Annotated in this window: 14 protein-coding genes; 8 read left to right on the forward strand and 6 right to left on the reverse strand. The window is 65.4% G+C overall.

Translation table 11 applies throughout. The features are described from left to right. Window positions 1-3 precede the first annotated feature (3 nt). The 3 genes from BM275_RS15345 to rlmF all read left to right on the forward strand — a co-directional run bounded on the left by BM275_RS15345 (window position 4) and on the right by rlmF (window position 4177). Window positions 4-1830 carry an SLC13 family permease gene (locus BM275_RS15345; RefSeq protein ID WP_090522135.1) on the forward strand — a complete coding sequence of 609 codons (1827 nt, stop codon included), beginning with the start codon at window positions 4-6 and terminating at the stop codon, window positions 1828-1830. 110 nt (window positions 1831-1940) lie between these two features. Continuing rightward, window positions 1941-3110 (forward strand): YbfB/YjiJ family MFS transporter, encoded by a 1170-nt coding sequence (locus tag BM275_RS15350; protein WP_090522137.1) that lies wholly within the window; start codon window positions 1941-1943, stop codon window positions 3108-3110. A gap of 71 nt (window positions 3111-3181) precedes the next feature. Continuing rightward, window positions 3182-4177 (forward strand): 23S rRNA (adenine(1618)-N(6))-methyltransferase RlmF, encoded by a 996-nt coding sequence (gene rlmF, locus BM275_RS15355; RefSeq protein WP_090522139.1) that lies wholly within the window; start codon window positions 3182-3184, stop codon window positions 4175-4177. A gap of 27 nt (window positions 4178-4204) precedes the next feature. On the opposite strand, the gene BM275_RS15360 is transcribed toward rlmF, so the two are convergent. From BM275_RS15360 to BM275_RS15370, 3 genes are all read right to left on the reverse strand, one after another. Next, window positions 4205-4396 (reverse strand): hypothetical protein, encoded by a 192-nt coding sequence (locus tag BM275_RS15360; RefSeq protein WP_003298204.1) that lies wholly within the window; start codon window positions 4394-4396, stop codon window positions 4205-4207. A 464-nt stretch (window positions 4397-4860) separates the two neighbouring features. Then, entirely contained in the window at window positions 4861-6072 is a 1212-nt protein-coding gene (locus BM275_RS15365) for an MFS transporter (RefSeq protein WP_014819440.1), read from the reverse strand. 100 nt (window positions 6073-6172) lie between these two features. Beyond that, a complete protein-coding gene (locus tag BM275_RS15370) occupies window positions 6173-7072 on the reverse strand; it encodes a prenyltransferase (protein WP_023444156.1) in 900 nt (299 codons plus the stop codon). A 163-nt stretch (window positions 7073-7235) separates the two neighbouring features. Here BM275_RS15370 and yejK point away from each other — a divergent pair, with 163 nt between their 5' ends. Genes yejK through BM275_RS15385 form a run of 3 tightly spaced genes read left to right on the forward strand, consistent with a single transcriptional unit; the run spans window position 7236 to window position 9911 of the window. Continuing rightward, the gene (gene yejK, locus BM275_RS15375) at window positions 7236-8243 is read left to right on the forward strand and encodes a nucleoid-associated protein YejK (protein ID WP_041013178.1); all 1008 of its coding nucleotides are present in this window, start codon (window positions 7236-7238) and stop codon (window positions 8241-8243) included. A 7-nt stretch (window positions 8244-8250) separates the two neighbouring features. Further along, entirely contained in the window at window positions 8251-9069 is an 819-nt protein-coding gene (locus BM275_RS15380) for a polyphosphate kinase 2 family protein (protein WP_090522141.1), read from the forward strand. After that, window positions 9066-9911: a DUF4344 domain-containing metallopeptidase gene (locus BM275_RS15385; protein WP_090522143.1), complete on the forward strand. Its 846-nt coding sequence runs from the start codon at window positions 9066-9068 to the stop codon at window positions 9909-9911. The genes BM275_RS15380 and BM275_RS15385 overlap by 4 nt, the downstream gene beginning before the upstream one ends. Window positions 9912-9918: 7 nt before the next feature. On the opposite strand, the gene BM275_RS15390 is transcribed toward BM275_RS15385, so the two are convergent. Together BM275_RS15390 and BM275_RS15395 are read right to left on the reverse strand one after the other, a co-directional pair. After that, window positions 9919-10857, reverse strand: a complete 939-nt coding sequence (locus BM275_RS15390) for a glutathione S-transferase family protein (RefSeq protein ID WP_090522145.1) — start codon at window positions 10855-10857, stop codon at window positions 9919-9921. A gap of 103 nt (window positions 10858-10960) precedes the next feature. Continuing rightward, window positions 10961-11236 carry a GIY-YIG nuclease family protein gene (locus BM275_RS15395; protein ID WP_003284707.1) on the reverse strand — a complete coding sequence of 92 codons (276 nt, stop codon included), beginning with the start codon at window positions 11234-11236 and terminating at the stop codon, window positions 10961-10963. A gap of 168 nt (window positions 11237-11404) precedes the next feature. Here BM275_RS15395 and mltF point away from each other — a divergent pair, with 168 nt between their 5' ends. Further along, entirely contained in the window at window positions 11405-12865 is a 1461-nt protein-coding gene (mltF, locus tag BM275_RS15400; RefSeq protein ID WP_090522148.1) for a membrane-bound lytic murein transglycosylase MltF, read from the forward strand. A gap of 18 nt (window positions 12866-12883) precedes the next feature. Here the strand turns inward: mltF and BM275_RS15405 are convergent, their stop codons facing one another. After that, window positions 12884-15601 (reverse strand): HAD-IC family P-type ATPase, encoded by a 2718-nt coding sequence (locus BM275_RS15405; protein ID WP_090522150.1) that lies wholly within the window; start codon window positions 15599-15601, stop codon window positions 12884-12886. Between the two features lie 206 nt (window positions 15602-15807). On the opposite strand from BM275_RS15405, the gene BM275_RS15410 reads away from it, so the two are divergent. Next, window positions 15808-16488, forward strand: a complete 681-nt coding sequence (locus BM275_RS15410; protein WP_090522152.1) for an SDR family oxidoreductase — start codon at window positions 15808-15810, stop codon at window positions 16486-16488. The last annotated feature ends 82 nt before the right edge of the window (window positions 16489-16570 follow it).

Below are 16570 nucleotides of genomic sequence, written 5' to 3' on the forward strand. Positions count from 1 at the left end.
ACCATGAGTGGCGACCTGCTGCTGGTTCTCGGCCTGCTCACCGGTTGCATCGGCCTGTTCGCGCTGAACAAGCCACGCATGGACGTGGTGGCGGTACTGGCCATGGTCGCGCTGCCGCTCACTGGTGTGCTCAGCGTGCAGGAGGCACTGGCCGGCTTCAGCGACCCAAGCGTGGTGCTGATTGCCACCCTGTTCGTCATCGGCGACGGCCTGGTGCGCACCGGCATCGCCTATCGCCTGGGCGACTGGCTGATGCGTACCGCCGGCAGCAGCGAGACCCGCTTGCTGATTCTGCTGATGCTGGCCGTCGCGGGGCTCGGCTCGGTGATGAGTTCGACCGGCGTGGTGGCGATCTTCATTCCCGTGGTGCTCGGCATCGCCAATCGCATGAAGGTCTCGCCACGGCGGCTGATGATGCCGCTGGCGTTCGCCGGCCTGATCAGCGGCATGCTGACGCTGGTGGCGACGCCGCCGAACCTGGTGATCAACAGCGAACTGCGCCGCGCCGGGCTCGACGGCTTCTCCTTCTTCGATTTCACCCCCATCGGCCTGGCGATTCTGTTGCTCGGCGTCGGCTATATGCTGCTGGCGCGCCGCTGGCTGGGCAGCGACAAGCGCAGCGAAGCGACAGAACATCGCCATACGCTGGCGGATCTGGCGCGGGAGTATCGACTGGAAGAACGTGAGCGGCGACTGCGGGTGATGCCGGGATCGATTCTCGCCAACCAGGCGCTGGACGAGCTGAAGCTGCGAACCCAGTACGGCATCAACGTGATCGCCGTGGAACGCCATGACCGCTTTCGCAACCTTCTGCTGATCGCGACGGGCAATACCGAACTGTTCGTCGGCGATGTGCTGCTGGTCGATCTGGCCAGCCCGGCCATCGGCCTGCTCGGCGCCTATCAGGAGCTGGGCCTCGAACCCCTGCAACTCAGCACCTCCTACTATTCGGTGCACGGTCGCGAGCTGGGGCTGGCGGAAGTGGCGCTGCCACCGGATTCGCGCCTGCCGGGCAAGACCATCCAGCAACTGGGTTTTCGCAGCCGGCACAAGCTCAACGTGGTCGGTCTGCGCCGCAATCGCCAAGCCCTGCAGGGGCTGCTGGTGGATGAAAAGCTCAAGCCAGCCGATACGCTGCTGGTGGCCGGCAGCTGGAAGCACATTCACCGTCTGCAGGGCATGAGCCGCGACTTCCTCGTGCTGAGCCTGCCGGCCGAGGTGGACGATGTGGCGCCCGCGGCCAACCAGGCACCGTTCGCGCTGCTCGGGCTGGCGGTGATGGTGACATTGATGGTCAGCGGCCTGGTGCCCAACGTGCTGGCGGCGCTGATTGGCTGCCTGGTCATGGGCCTGTTCCGCTGCATCGACATGGACAGCGCCTACAAGGCGATTCACTGGCAAAGCCTGGTGCTGATCGTCGGCATGCTGCCGTTCGCCCTGGCGTTGCAGAAAACCGGCGGCATCGCCCTGGCGACATCGGGGCTGGTCGGCCTGCTCGGCGACGCCGGACCGCATGCCCTGCTCGCCTGCCTGTTTCTGCTGACCGCCGTGATCGGGCTGTTCATCTCCAACACGGCGACGGCTGTGTTGATGGCACCCGTTGCGCTGTCCACCGCCGAGCAGCTGGGCGCCTCGCCCTACCCGTTCGCCATGATCGTCGCGCTGGCCGCCTCAGCCGCGTTCATGACGCCGATTTCCTCGCCGGTGAACACGCTGGTGCTCGGTCCCGGCCAATACCGCTTCGCCGACTTTGTCCGAGTTGGCGTGCCCTTTACAGCGCTGGTCATGATCGTCTCGGTGCTGCTGGTGCCGCTGCTGTTTCCGCTATGAATGCCGGCTGCCTCGGGACACCCACCGACGGGTAGCCAGCGAAAAGTGGCATGGCGGCTGAAAGGGCCAGCCGTTAAGCTCCAGCTCTCATTCTAAAAAGAACAAACTCCATGCCTCAGCGTGTCGCCCTGTTTCCGGTCCTGCTGGCCGGTGCCGTCCTGTTGTTGGTCGTCCATGGCCTTGGCCGCTTCGTCTATACCCCACTGCTGCCCTGGCTGGTGGAGGACGGCCTGCTGACCGTGCAGGAAGGCGCCAGCATCGCCAGCTGGAACTACCTGGGCTATCTGATCGGCGCCCTGCTCGCGGTGCGCTGGCATCGCGTCGCGCAGATTCGCCGTACGCTGCCCTGGGCACTGGCGCTACACGTCCTGAGCGCCCTGTTGCAGACCCAGGCGGAATCCGCTGACGCCCTCGCCGCATTGCGCTTGGCCAATGGCATCAGCAACGGTCTGGTATTCGTCCAGGCGCCCTCGCTGATCCTCGAATGGCTGGCGCGACAGCAGCGCGTTTCCTCCAGTGGCCTGGTCTATCTCGGTGTCTGCGTCGGGCTGATTCTCTCCAGTTTGCTGGTGAGCCTGAGCGACGGGTACCTGCTGGGAGCCGAGCGTTGGTGGCCGGCGGCGTTGCTTTCGATACCGCTGGCCTGGTGGGGCTGGCGGCAGCTGTCGCGGCTGGACATGCCTGACGAGGAAAAGGCCCATTCTGCGGAGGAGCCACCCAGCGGCAAGCTGCTCGATCGCTCCAGCACACCGCTGTTTCTTTCCTATGCCGGCGCCGGCATGGGCTACATCCTGCCGATGACTTTCCTGCCGATGGTCGCGCGTCTGCAGGTGGAGCCCGGTGACTTCCTCATCGGTGGCAGCTGGCTGGTGGTGGCGTTGGCGACGCTGCCGGCGCCCTGGCTGTGGAATCGTCTCGGCGTGCGCATGGGTGACGACATCGCCTTGCGCCTGAGCTACCTCACCCAACTGCTCGGCGTACTGGCCGCGCTGCTGCTGCCCGGCGCGGTCGGCATCCTGCTCTGTGCGGTACTGGTCGGCGGCACCTTTCTCGGCACCGTGCTGCTGACCCAGCGTCTGGCGCGGACACTGCATCCACACCAGGGACCGCGGCTGTCGGCGGCGCTGATCGCACTCTACGGCCTGACCCAGCTCGCCGCACCCTGGCTGACCAGTATCTGGATGGGGATGGGCGGCAGCCTGCACAGCGCCTTCTGGCTCGGCGCGGGGGCGCTGCTCTGGGGGTTGTTCTGGATGCTGATGGTGCCGCGCCGCCGTTAGCAACGAGACCTATCCGCGGGCAGCGGTTGTGGGACAATGCGCGCCCCAGCCGCCAACCTCCCGCTGATCAGATGCCGCGCAGATCCCCGTCCTCGACTCCGCAGCCCGGCCGTGCCGAAACCGGCAAGGCCGTACTGCATCCACGCAACCGCCATACCGGCCGCTACGACTTCCCGGCGCTGATTGCTGGCTGCCCGGAGCTGGTCGAGTACGTAATCCTCAATCCCTACGGCAAGCAAAGCATCGACTTCGCCAACCCGGATGCGGTGCGGGTGTTCAATCGCGCGCTGCTCAGGCAGTTCTATGGAATCCAGCACTGGGACATTCCGCCAGGCTACCTGTGCCCGCCGGTGCCAGGGCGCGCCGATTATCTGCATGGACTGGCCGATCTGCTCGGGCAGAACGATGCCTGCGCCATTCCCCGCGGCACCGCCATTCACGCACTGGACATCGGTACCGGGGCCAACTGCATCTACCCGCTGATCGGCCATCGGGAGTATGGCTGGCACTTCACCGGCAGTGATATCGACACCACCGCTCTGGCCTCGGCACGCACCATCGTCTCGGCCAATGGCCTCGCCAAGGCCATCGAGCTGAGACAGCAGGCGGCGCCGAAGCACGTCTTCAAGGGCATGGTGTTGCCGGAGGATCGCTTCGACCTGACGTTGTGCAATCCGCCCTTCCATGCGTCACAGGCCGAAGCCAGCAGTGGCAGCCAGCGCAAGTGGCGTAATCTCGGCAAGCTCGACCCGAGCCGCAAACTACCCGCGCTCAATTTCGGCGGTCAGGCGGCGGAGCTCTGGTGCGAAGGTGGCGAAGCGGCCTTTGTCGCGCGCATGGCGGAGGAAAGCGTCGCGTTCGCCGGACAGGTCTACTGGTTCAGTACGCTGGTATCGAAGGGCGCCAACGTGGCGCCGCTGGAGGCGCGGCTGAAACGCCTCGGTGCCCGCCAGATGCACACGCTGGACATGGCTCAGGGGCAGAAGAAGAGCCGCTTCGTCGCCTGGACCTTCCTGAGTCAAACCGAGCAGGCGAGTTGGCGCGCCGAGCGCTGGGCGAAAGGGTGAAATTCAGGCAGGCGTCAACGGAAAGGTTTAGACCGCCACGTCCCAGAGCTGCTTGTTCTTCAGCGCCATAGTCTGGATATAGCGCGGTTCACCGTTGATCTCTTCCAGTTCGGTCATCCCGGCCAGCTCGCCTACCACGCGATAACGCTTGCCTACACGCTTGTCCTTCAACGGATAGAGCTTGGCGATTTGTTGGGCGAGTTCGGTAAGGGTGGACATTGCTTGTTGCTCCATTGACTGCGTGCCGCAGGTATTTACCAACTGTTGATGACGGTTATGCGACAGCCGAGCTTAGAACGGGATTTCCAGGCTGCCACTCGATCGCGGGCGTACGCACAAAAGCCGATAGGTTGCTGCTAAGAACCGGCGATTTGTTCTTAACGTCTTCTACGCCGCTTCGCTTTGGAGCGATGAATACCGAATTGATTCCGTCACGTTCGTCGCCGCTTTCGAACTGCAGAGCGAGGCCATGAGATCGGTATTGCGGGCATGACAGCTTCGGCGCGACCGGATAAACCGGCCACGCGGAAAAGAAGGAATTACGAGATCGCAGGCCAGCTGGAATCAGCAGGTGCCCAGGCCCATCTGCAGCAGCGCCAGGCCGCCACGCTGCCAGCCCCACCAGGCCAGCATCAGCAGACCCAGCACGAGGGCGACGCTCACACCCAGCCAGAGCGGCCGCATCAGTTGACCTGCGCCTCGCGCAGGCGCTCGACCGGCTGCTCACGAATCGGCCAGTTGAGTACCGCCGCCATCAGGCTCAGCGCGATCGCGATCTGCCAGACCAGGTCGTAACTGCCGGTACGGTCGTACAGCCAGCCGCCCAGCCAGCCGCCAAAGAACGAGCCCAGCTGATGGAAAAGGAAGGCGATACCGCCGAGCATCGACAGGTTGCGCACGCCGAACATGGTCGCCACCGTACCGTTGGTGAGTGGCACCGTGGACAGCCACAGCAAGCCCATGGCGATGCCGAATGCGTACGCGCTCCAGACACTCAGCGGCGCCAGCAGGAAAACACTGATCACCACACCGCGAATCAGATACAACCCGGCCAGCAGCTTTGGCTTGGAGTAGCAGCTGCCCAGCCAGCCCGCAGTGTAGGTGCCGACGACGTTGAACAGCCCGACCAGTGCCAGCACCGTGGTACCGACCTGCGCCGGCAGATGCTTATCGACCAGATAGGCCGGCAGGTGCAGACCGATGAAGACCACCTGAAAGCCGCAGACGAAAAAGCCCAGCGCCAGCAGACGGAACCCGGAATGCCCGGCCGCTTCGCGCAGCGCCTCGCCCAGCGACTGCTGAGTTCCGGGTGCCGCCGGAGGCCGCGCGGGGCTGCGCATCATCCCCGCGAGCGGCACGATCAGCGCCACCAGCAAACCGAGCGCCATAAGCGCCGAGGACCACCCCAGCCACTCGATGAGCCCCAGGCTGCCGGGCAGCATGATGAACTGGCCGAAGGAGCCCGCAGCGCTGGCGATGCCCATCGCCATGCTGCGCTTCTCCGGCGGAACCGCCTGCCCGACTGCGCCGAGGATCACCGAGAACGAGGTGCCTGACAGCCCCAGTCCGATCAGCAGCCCGGCACTCAGCGTCAGGGTCGTCGGCGAATCGGACACCGCCATCAATGCCAGCCCAACGGCGTAGAGAATGCCGCCGATCAGCACCGCACGAGCCACGCCGAAGCGATCGGCCAGCGCGCCAGTCACCGGCTGCACCAGGCCCCAGATCAGGTTCTGTATCGCGATGGCGAAGGCGAACACCTCGCGACCCCAGCCGAACTCGGCACTCATGGGCGGCAGGAACAGACCGAAGCCGTGGCGCACACCCAGCGAAATCGCGAGGATCAGCGAGCCACCAGCGAGAATCCAGGCAGAGTTGCGCCATGCAGCGGTCATGGGGGTCATTCCTCGAAGAAAAGGCGACCAGTTTACTCAGTTAAGCCTTTCTTTCGTCACCCCATGTGTCCGATCGGGTGCCCTCCGCTCTCGCGGAACGCTAAAGCGCCAGCAACCCTACGGCCATCAACAACGGCGTCGCCACGCTGACCGCAGCGTTCAGCCCCAATGCCGGCAGCAGGCGCTGCGCCTGCAGCGGTTCGCGACGCAGCAACCATGCCGCTCGCAGGGCCAACGGCAAGGTCAACAAGCCGAGTGCGCCACCGGCCAGACCTGGCTGCGCCAGCACAGCCAGGAGTACTCCGTAGGCCAGCAGCCATTGCGCAAGCGCCACGCGCACGGCGTTGGCGCAGCCGATATGCATCGGCAGGGTTCGCCGGCCGACAGCGCGGTCAGCATCAATGTCCGGAAACTGGCCGAGCAAAAGCAGGTTGTTGCAGAGCAGCAGAGGGGGCAGGATCAACCACAGATCGCCGAGATCCGGCGCGCCGCCGAGAACGATGCGCGTACCCAGCACCATCAGCGCGAAGCCCAAGCCCGGCGCGAACAGGCACAGCCAGGGGTGGCGGGTCAGCCAAGGCGTGTAAAGCAGCACCAGCAACAGTCCCGCCAGACCGATCGGCGCCAGACTGAGCAACAGCGGCGGCTGGCGCAGCAGGAACAACACGCCGATCAGCGCGCAGGTCAGCAGGCTGCCGAGACCGAGCAGCAATGTGCGACCCAGCAGATGCGGATGGGTCACCAAGGTACCGCTGCCACCGCTGAATGCCGTGCGGCGGGTCTGCAGGTCCAGCCCACTGCGGTAATCACCCCATTCGTTGAGCGCATTGACTGCCACATGGGCGGCCAGGGCGCCGAGCATCACCAGCAGTGCATCACTGTAGGACATCGCTTCCGCGCTCCCGCGCGCTGCCAAGGCCAGCCCGAGCGCCACGCAGCTCAGCGTCAGCAGCAGGAAACGACCGCGCGCCACACCCAGCCAGTCCAAGGTTCCGCTCATCTACGCCTCCCGCTATCGTCTGGTGTACAGCAGGCTAACCCCAACGCCGCGAGACGTCCTTGACACAGATCGACTCTGCCAGACCGCAGCTTCGGCTGCAGGCACGCACTACCCGCTCTCGGGTAAACTGCCCAACCTGTTGCATTCCAGCCGTGAGACCACCATGCCCATCCGCCACTGCATCGTCCATCTGATCGAGAAAAAGCCGGACGGCACCCCCGCCGTGCTCCACGCCCGTGACTCGGAGCTGGGCAACTCCCAGGCTATCGAGAACCTGCTGGCCGATCTCAATGAGAGCTACAACGCCAAGCAGGGCAAGGCCTGGGGCTTCTTTCACGAGGAGTCCGGCGCCTATCCGTTCAGCGGCTGGCTCGCGCAGTACATGGAAGGCAATCAGGACTTCACCGCATTCAGCCGCCAGGCAGTCGAGCATCTGCAGAAGCTGATGGAGGAATCCAATCTGTCCACCGGCGGCCACGTGCTGTTCGCTCATTACCAGCAGGGCATGACCGATTACCTGGCCATCGCCCTGTTGCACCACAGCAACGGCGTCACCGTTACCGACTCGCTGGACGTGACCGAAGCCCGGCACCTCGACCTCGGACAGCTGCACCTGGCGACGCGGATCAACATCTCCGAGTGGCAGAACAACAAGCAGTCCAAGCAGTACATCTCCTTCATCAAGGGCAAGAACGGCAAGAAGGTGTCCGAGTACTTCCGCGACTTCATCGGCTGCCAGGAGGGCGTCGACGGCCCGGGCGAGACCCGCACGCTGCTCAAGGCCTTCAGCGACTACGTCGAAAGCGAAGACCTGCCCGAGGAAAAAGCACGGGAGAAGACCAGCGCGCTGGTCGGCTACGCCAGTAGCCAGGCGAAGATCGGCGAACCCATGTCGCTCGAAGAGCTGTCCGGGGTGATCGACGAGGAACGTCCGCGCGCCTTCTACGAGCACATCCGCAACAAGGATTACGGGCTGTCGCCGGAAATTCCCGCCGACAAACGCACGCTAAACCAGTTTCAGCGCTTCACCGGGCGCGCCGAAGGGCTGTCGATCAGCTTCGAGTCGCATCTGCTGGGCTCGAAGGTCGAGTACGACGAGGCGCGCGACATGCTGATCATCCGCCAGCTGCCGACCCAACTGAAGGACCAGCTCAAGCGGCGCAAGGACTGACCACGCCATGCGCCTGGCGGACGCCATTCTCGATGACTGCCTGTGCGACCCGGCGGCGCCGCTGGCGCGCGATCCGGCACGCTGCTACGGCCTGGACAAAGCACAGGCTCAAGCGCAGCTGGCAAGCCTGAAGGAATGGCTGCGGGTACAGCAGGCCATGCTCTGGGCCAACCGCCGCGACGCCCTGCTGCTCGTGCTGCAGGGGCCGGACTGCTCCGGCAAGAACGGCGTGATCCGCCGCGTGCTGGGTGGCCTGGACCCGCTGGGGCTGTCGCCGCACAGCTTCCAGGCGCCGAGCGAAGAAGAACGCCGCCACGACTTCCTCTGGCGCTACCGGGAGCGGCTGCCGGTGCCCGGCATGCTCGGCGTATTCAATCGCAGCTACTACGAAGCGCTGGTCAGCGATCTGCGCGACGGCCTGTGCTCGCCTGCCGACATCCCGCAGCGCCAGTCCGCAATCCTGGCTTTCGAGCGCGAGCTGCCGGCCGCCAGTATCCAGCCGCTCAAGTGTTACCTGCAGCTGTCTGCCGGCGAGCAGAAGCAGCGCTTGCATCGGCGCCTGGAGCAGCCGGAAAAGCGCTGGAAGCTGACCCTCGGCGATCTGCAGGACCACCGCAACTTCGCCCAGCAGCAGGCGCAATGGGCTGCCGTGCTGAGCAAAAGCCACAGCCGCGAAGCACCCTGGTACGTGATACCGGCCGACCACCGCTGGTTGCGCGACCTGCTCGTCGCCAGCCTGCTCGCCCGCGCGTTCGAGCGCCTGGCACTAGACTGGCCGGCGCGGCCGGCGCCATTCACCCATGCCGATCTGGACAGCACGCCATGAAGCGCTTCGCTCTGTTGCTGCTTCTGCCGCTGCTGGCGCAGGCGCAGGCGCAGCAAGGCGAAACAGCGCCGGAACTGTCGGTGGACGAGGTCCGCTTCACGGTCGCCAACTCCGAGTTCACCCTGATGCACGAGATGGGGCACCTGCTGATCAGCGAACTGCAGCTGCCGGTACTGGGGCGTGAGGAAGACGCCGCCGACCAGCTCGGCTTCATGGGCCTGTTCCTGTTGCAGCAGGAACAGCACCGCGACGATTTCTACGCCAAGCTGATGGATGTTGCCGATTACTGGCGTCTGGAATGGCAGCACGCGGAACGCGACGGCTCCCCGGTGCCGGTCTGGGACAGCCATGCGCTGGACGCCCAGCGCTTCTACAACATCGCCTGCCTGGCCTACGGCAGCGACCCGGATCGGCTCGACTGGGTGCTGGAAGTCAGCGGCTTGCCGGTGGAACGCGCGCTGTACTGTCCCGAGGAATACGAACAGGCGGCCCACGCAGTGCAGTGGTTTCGCGAGCACTTCGGCCGCAGCGACGAGCGACCGGCGCGGCACCGCATTCAGGTGATCTACGACACACCCCCCGGACATCTGCCGGGTGGTGCCGAACTGCTGGAAAAGATTCGCGCCAGCGGCGAGCTGGAAGCGGTCGCGGCGAAGGCCAGCGATGCCTTCGCGCTGCCCCGCGACCTGACCCTGCGCATGTCCACCTGCGGCGCGCCGGACGCCTGGTTCAACCGCATCAGCGGTGAGCTTACGCTGTGCTACGAGCGCATCGCCTACTTCCGCACGCTCGCCCGCGAGCTGCCGAAGCTGCGCGGCGGCGAATCACCGACGCCGCGCTGAGGCGCCTTCAGCGCGCCTCGATGCGGTAGCCGACACGCGGGAAGTGCACATGCACGACCCCGGTGCGGTCATCGCTGCGGCGCAGGATCAGCTCTTCGCTACCGGCGAAGACCAACTCACCCTCGACCGGATCGGCGCCGTAATCCACTGCGGCGATGGCCACATTCTGCCCTTCCTGAAAACCATTCGGCTCGCTGAATGCTTCGTCCGGCAGCGGCGCAGGCTCGGCCTCCAGCGCCATGCGCAGTGCATCCTCGGCGGATAGCTCTCTGCTGGAGCCATGGCCCACGCCGAGTACCTTGGCAAGCCAGGCCGCCACCTCCGGGTAGCCATCCACCAGCGGCGCGGTGACCGGCGTCGCACGCAGGAACCACAGGCAATGGGCGACGGCGAAGTCGGCAATCGACGGCGCCGCACCAAACAGGAACTCGCCCTCCTCCCGCGCCAGCTGCTGCTGCAGGCGCGTCATGAAGGTCGGCCAATCACTCTTCGCCTGCTCCAGCGGAACGCGACTGACCGAACCGTTGGAGAACAGCTGCGCACGGTCCTTGCTGAAGATCTGGACGAACTCCTTGGGCACCTGGGCGAAGCGGACGGCCATGGATTCGGGCTGGAACACCAGGCTCACGGCGTTCAGGAACAGCACCGAATCGGCCCACTGGGCAAGCGTCGCGGCGGTGAACTCCTGGCCTTCCGGGAACAGCGCCGGGGTGGTCTTTTCGGCCTCGAGCCGACGCGCGATCAGGGCGGTGTCGCAATAGATGTCGGCGCCGACCTGCAGCACCGGCGTGCGTCGATAACCGCCAGTGAGCGCGGTCAGATCGGGCTTGGGCATGACCGGAGGGATCATCACCGAGCGCCAGGACAGCTGCTTGAACCCCAGCATCAGGCGCGCCTTTTCGGCAAAGGGCGAGGTGGGATAGTGGTGCAGGATCAGCTCGTGCATGACAGGCTCCGCCAGAGGTCTCGAGATGGGGCGTCGCCCCGTTGGAAGAGCATCAGCTTAGACGCTCCGCTCCACCGAGCCTACCGGCTGATTGGTGCGTCATTCACGCAACGGGGCTGGCCAGGCTCACCAGGCGTTCCTTGGCACGCTTGTCCAGTCGCTTGATGGCGATTTCGCGACGCAACGCATCGCCTTTGCTGGCGCAAGTCTCGACATAGACCAGCGCCTGCGCCGGGCTGGAGTGAAAGAAACGCGCGCCGCGCCCGCGCTGGTGCTCGGCGAAACGACGCTGCGCATCGTCGCTGATACCGCAGTACAGCGCACCGTTGGCGGCGCGCACCAGATAGACGAACCAGGGCTTGGGCTGAACCTCGGTCATGTTTCGCAAAACTCTCGGAGTCGGTGGCGGTACGGGCCGGCATTATGCCGGACTTGCGCGCCACGGGCGTTTGGCAGCATCACCCTGCCGGAGGAAGGTGCTCGCTTAGCAGAGAGCCCGACCGCTGTCCAGATATGGTGGCGGTTCGCCTTTGCGTATACTGCGCCGATGTTTGCCCAAACCGTGTTCCGCAAGCGCTGCGCCATCTGGCTGTTGGCGACCGGACTCTTCCTGATGCTCAGTAGCTGCGCCGAGAAGCCCAGCGAGCTTGAGCGTATACAGGAGGAAGGCGTACTGCGCGTGATCACCCGCAACAGCCCTTCCACCTATTTCCAGGACCGCAACGGCGAAGCCGGCTTCGAGTACGAGCTGGCCAAGCGCTTCGCCAGCAATCTCGGCGTCGAGCTGCAGATCGAAACCGCCGACAACATCGAAGACATTTTCAACCGTCTCAACCGGCCCGGCGGCCCGGCGCTCGCCGCCGCAGGCCTGGTCGCCAGCGAAGGCCGGCAGGAACTGGCACGCTTCACCCGCTCTTATCTGGACGTCACCACCCAGGTCGTCTACCGCAGCGGCCAGCGCCGTCCGACCAGCCCCAAGGACCTGATCGGCAAGCGCATCCTCGTGCTCAAAGGCAGTAGCCAGGCTGAGAAGCTCGCCACGCTGCAGGCCGAATATCCCGACCTGCGCTACGAAGAATCCGACGCCGTGGAAGTGGTCGACCTGCTGCGCATGGTCGACGAGGGGCAGATCGACCTGACCCTGGTGGAATCCAACGAGATGTCCATGAACCAGGTGTACTTCACCAACATCCGCGCCGGCTTCGATGTCGGCGAGCAGAACAGCCTGGTCTGGGTCGTGGCCAAGGGCGAGGACGACAGCCTGCTCGAGGCCGCCAACTCCTTCCTCGAGCAGGCCCAGCAGAACGGCACGCTGCAGCGCCTGCGCGAACGCTACTACGGTCATGTGGACGTGCTCGGCTACGTCGGCGCCTACGCCTTCGCCAAGCATCTGCAGCAGCGTCTGCCGCGTTACGAGAAAGCCTTCCGCGAGACCGCCAGGAAACACGGCATCGACTGGCGCCTGTTGGCCGCGATCGGTTATCAGGAATCCCACTGGCAGCCCGAGGCCACCTCCAAGACCGGCGTGCGCGGGCTGATGATGCTGACCTTGCGCACCGCCAACGCCATGGGCGTGACCAACCGCCTGGACCCGGTGCAGAGCATCCAGGGCGGCGGCAAATACCTGGTCAAGGTGCACGCCAGCCTGCCCGAAAGCGTGCAGGAACCCGATCGCACCTGGTTCGCCCTCGCCGCTTACAACGTCGGCGGAGGGCATCTCGAAGACGCCCGCAAACTCGCCGAAGCCGAGGGGCTGGACCCCAACAAGTGGCTGGACGTGAAGCAAATGCTGCCGCGCCTGGCGCAGAAGCAGTGGTACAGCAAGACCCGCTATGGCTATGCCCGCGGCGGCGAGCCGGTGCACTTCGTGGCCAACATCCGCCGCTACTACGACATCCTCACCTGGGTGACCCAGCCGCAGATGGAAGGCCAGCAGCTGGCCAAGAGCGAGCTGCATATCCCCGGCGTGTACACGACCGACCTAATGGAAGAGCTGCCGCCGCTCTGACCTTTGCGCAAGCCTGACTCACGCCGGGCCAACGCCCATCCGACGCAACAGCGCCTTCTCGATCTCCAGAATAACCAACACGGCCACCCCGGCCAGCACCACCAGCACACCGGTCGCCAGCGGCAACGCTTCGGACGCGAACAGCGACTGCATGAACGGCGCGTAGGTGAACATCAGCTGCAGGGCGAACACACCGAACACCGCCACCAGCACCCGCGGCGTACCCTTGACGCCCTGCACGGTGAAGGAAGGCGCCTTCAGATAACGCACGCTGAACAGATAGAACACCTCCATGCACACCAGCGTGTTGACTGCGACGGTGCGCGCCGCCTCGATCGTCGCGCCCTGCGTCAGCATCCACTGATACATGCCGAAGATGCCGGCGAGAAACAGCGCGGAAACGAAGAAGATCCGCCACATGACGAAGCGCGACAGCATCGGCTCGTCCGGCCGCCGCGGCGGCCTCTGCATTACATCCGCCTCGGTCGGTTCGAACGCCAGTACCATGGCCAACGCCACCGAGCTGACCATGTTGACCCACAACACCTGCACCGGCGTGATCGGCAGCGCGATACCGAGCAGCACCGCCAGCAGCAGCGACAGCGACTCGCCGCCGTTGATCGGCAGCAGGAAGGTCACAGTCTTGCGCAGGTTGTCGTAGACGGTGCGCCCCTCCTCCACCGCATGGGCGATGGAAGCGAAGTTGTCGTCCGCCAGCACGATGGCGCCGGCCTGCTTGGCCGCCTCGGTGCCCTTCATGCCCATGGCCACGCCGACATCTGCCTGCTTCAGCGCTGGCGCGTCGTTGACGCCATCGCCGGTCATGGCGACCACCTCGCCATTGGCCTGCAGCGCACGCACCAGGCGCAGCTTGTGTTCCGGACTGGCGCGGGCGAACACCCGGGCCTCGGCGACGGCCTCGCGCATGGCCGCTTCATCCATCAGCTCCAGCTCCGGCCCGGTGATTGCCTTGATGTCATCCCCCATGCCCAGCTGTCTGGCAATGGCACTGGCGGTCACGCCGTGGTCGCCGGTGATCATCACCACGCGAATGCCAGCTGCACGGCACTGCGCCACCGCACGGATCGCCTCGTCACGCGGCGGATCGATAATGCCGACCAGCCCGAGCAGGGTCAGATCGCTGGCAACGTCGGCATGCTCGATCGCCTCCTTGCCGGCCGGCAGCCTGCGTCGCGCCAGCGCCAGCACGCGACGACCGGCCCGCGCCTGCGCCTCGACCTGTTCATGCCAGTGCGACTGATCCAGCAGCCGCTCCTGGCCGTCGGCCTCGAGCTGCCGCGCGCACATGGCCAGGATCCGTTCCGGCGCGCCCTTGACCAGCACTTCGCTGCCGCCTTCGCAAGCGTGCAGAGTCGCCATGAAGCGGTGTTCCGACTCGAAGGGAATCACGTCCAGCCGCGGACGGTCGACGTGGAGGTTGGCCGGCGACAGTCCTGCTTTCATCGCCAGGGTCAGCAACGCGCCCTCGGTGGGGTCGCCGGCAAGGGCCCACAGTCCGTCCTTCTCGTGCAGACTGGCGTCGTTGCACAGCGCCGCGGCTTCGGCAAGCGCGCTGGCTGCCGGCGTGCGCGCTGCCAGCGCCACCGGTTCGACTGGCACGCCCTCGAACAGCAACGCACCCTGCGGTGCATAACCCGCGCCTTCGACCTCCAGTGCCTGCCCGGCGCAGACCACTTCCTGCACCGTCATCTCGTTGCGCGTCAGGGTGCCGGTCTTGTCCGAGCAGATCACCGTCACCGAGCCCAGCGTCTCCACCGCCGGCAGGCGCCGGATCACCGCATTGCGACTGGCCATACGCTGTACGCCGATGGCCAGGGTGATGGTCATGATCGCCGGCAGCCCCTCGGGGATCGCGGCAACCGAAAGTCCCACCGCCGCCATGAACATCTCGCCGGCGCCCATGCCGCGCACCAGCGTGCCGAACAGGAACAACAGCACGCCGGCAGCCAGGATCACGGCTGTCAGCGCCCGACCGACATCGGACATCTTGCGCAGCAGCGGCGTGGTGCCCTGCTCGACCGATTCCAGCATCGTCCCGATACGCCCGATCTCGGTCGCCGCGCCCGTGGCGACCACCACCGCACGCGCCTGGCCCTGGGTCACCAGCGTGCCGGCATAGCCCATGCAAAGCCGATCACCGATGGAAGCATCGGCGGCCACGGCCTCGACCTGCTTGTCGACTGGCACCGACTCGCCGGTCAACGCCGCCTCGTCGATACGCAGGTTGCGCGCCTGCAGCAGGCGAACGTCCGCCGGCAGGCTGTCGCCGGAAGCCAGCAGTACCACATCCCCGGGCACCAGCTCGGCGGCATCGAGGTCCTGCTGGCGGCCATCGCGCAACACCACCGCGTGCGGCGCCAGCAGATGCCGAATCGCCTGCAGCGCTTTTTCTGCCTTGCCCTCCTGAACGAAGCCGATCACCACGTTGACCACCACCACCGCCAGGATCACGAAGGTGTCGACCAGATGCCCCATCAGCCCGGTTACCAGCGCCGCGGCGATCAGCACATAAAGCAGAAGATTGTTGAGATGACGCAGCAAGCGCTGCCAGACACTCGCCGGCTTGGCCTCATCGAGCCGATTGGGACCGTATTGCAGCAGGCGCTGCCGGGCCTGTTCGTGGCTGAGGCCGGCGCTCGAGGACTCCAGTTCGAGCAACGCCTCATCGCTCTGCCGAGCATGCCAGCGGTTCGACTGTGTTTGCGGGTCGGGCATTGGCTCCCCCTGATATTGATTCGATGATGCCGGAAAAACCGGCAACGCTGGCCCATCAGAGCCGAAACAGCGCCCCTATGACCACCGTTGCGAAACCGCTTGCAACACTCGCACGACGACCAGATGTCGCACCCCAGCATTGCTGCACGCGCGCGTCGCAGCCGCGCTATTCTTGCCGGTCAGTCATGACCTACCGAGGACGCAGCATGCAAAAAACAGCACTCATCATCGGCGCTTCCCGCGGTCTGGGCCTCGGCCTGGCGAAACAGTTCTGCGCCGCAGGCTGGCAGGTGATCGCCACGGTGCGCAACCCGCAGCACGCCGAAGCCCTCAGCCAGATGCCGCAGGTGCGCGTCGAAACGCTGGATATGGACGATGCAGGCAGCGTAGACCAGCTGGCAGCCCGCTTGGGCGATACCAGACTCGATGTGCTATTCGTCAACGCCGGCGTCGCCGGCCCGCAGGACAAACCGGCCACGCAAGCCAATCAAACGGAAGTCGGCCAGCTGTTCTTCACCAATGCCGTCGCACCGGTGCGCCTGGCCGAGCGGTTGCTGCCGCTGGTCGATCCTGCGCAGGGCGTGATCGTCTTTATGAGTTCCATCCTCGGCAGCGTCGAAACCGGTCCGGGCATGGGCATGGACCTGTACGGCGCGAGCAAGGCCGCGCTGAATCACATGACCCGTACCTTCGTCGCCGGACTGGGCGAGACCCGGCTGACCGTGTTGTCGATGCATCCCGGCTGGGTCAAGACCGACATGGGCGGCGACCAGGCGCCACTGGATGTCGAGACCAGCACGCGCGGTATGCTCGAGCAGGTTACCCAGGCCATTGGACAGGGTGGGCATCGGTATCTGGATTACCAGGGCAATCCGCTTCCCTGGTGATGACGGCCACAAGGGTTATCTCGGGAGTCGGATTGGCCGCTCCCACTACCCAACCCTTGGCAGCCCTGTGACAAACCCACCC

Source organism: Stutzerimonas kunmingensis (assembly GCF_900114065.1).
Lineage (GTDB): Bacteria > Pseudomonadota > Gammaproteobacteria > Pseudomonadales > Pseudomonadaceae > Stutzerimonas > Stutzerimonas kunmingensis.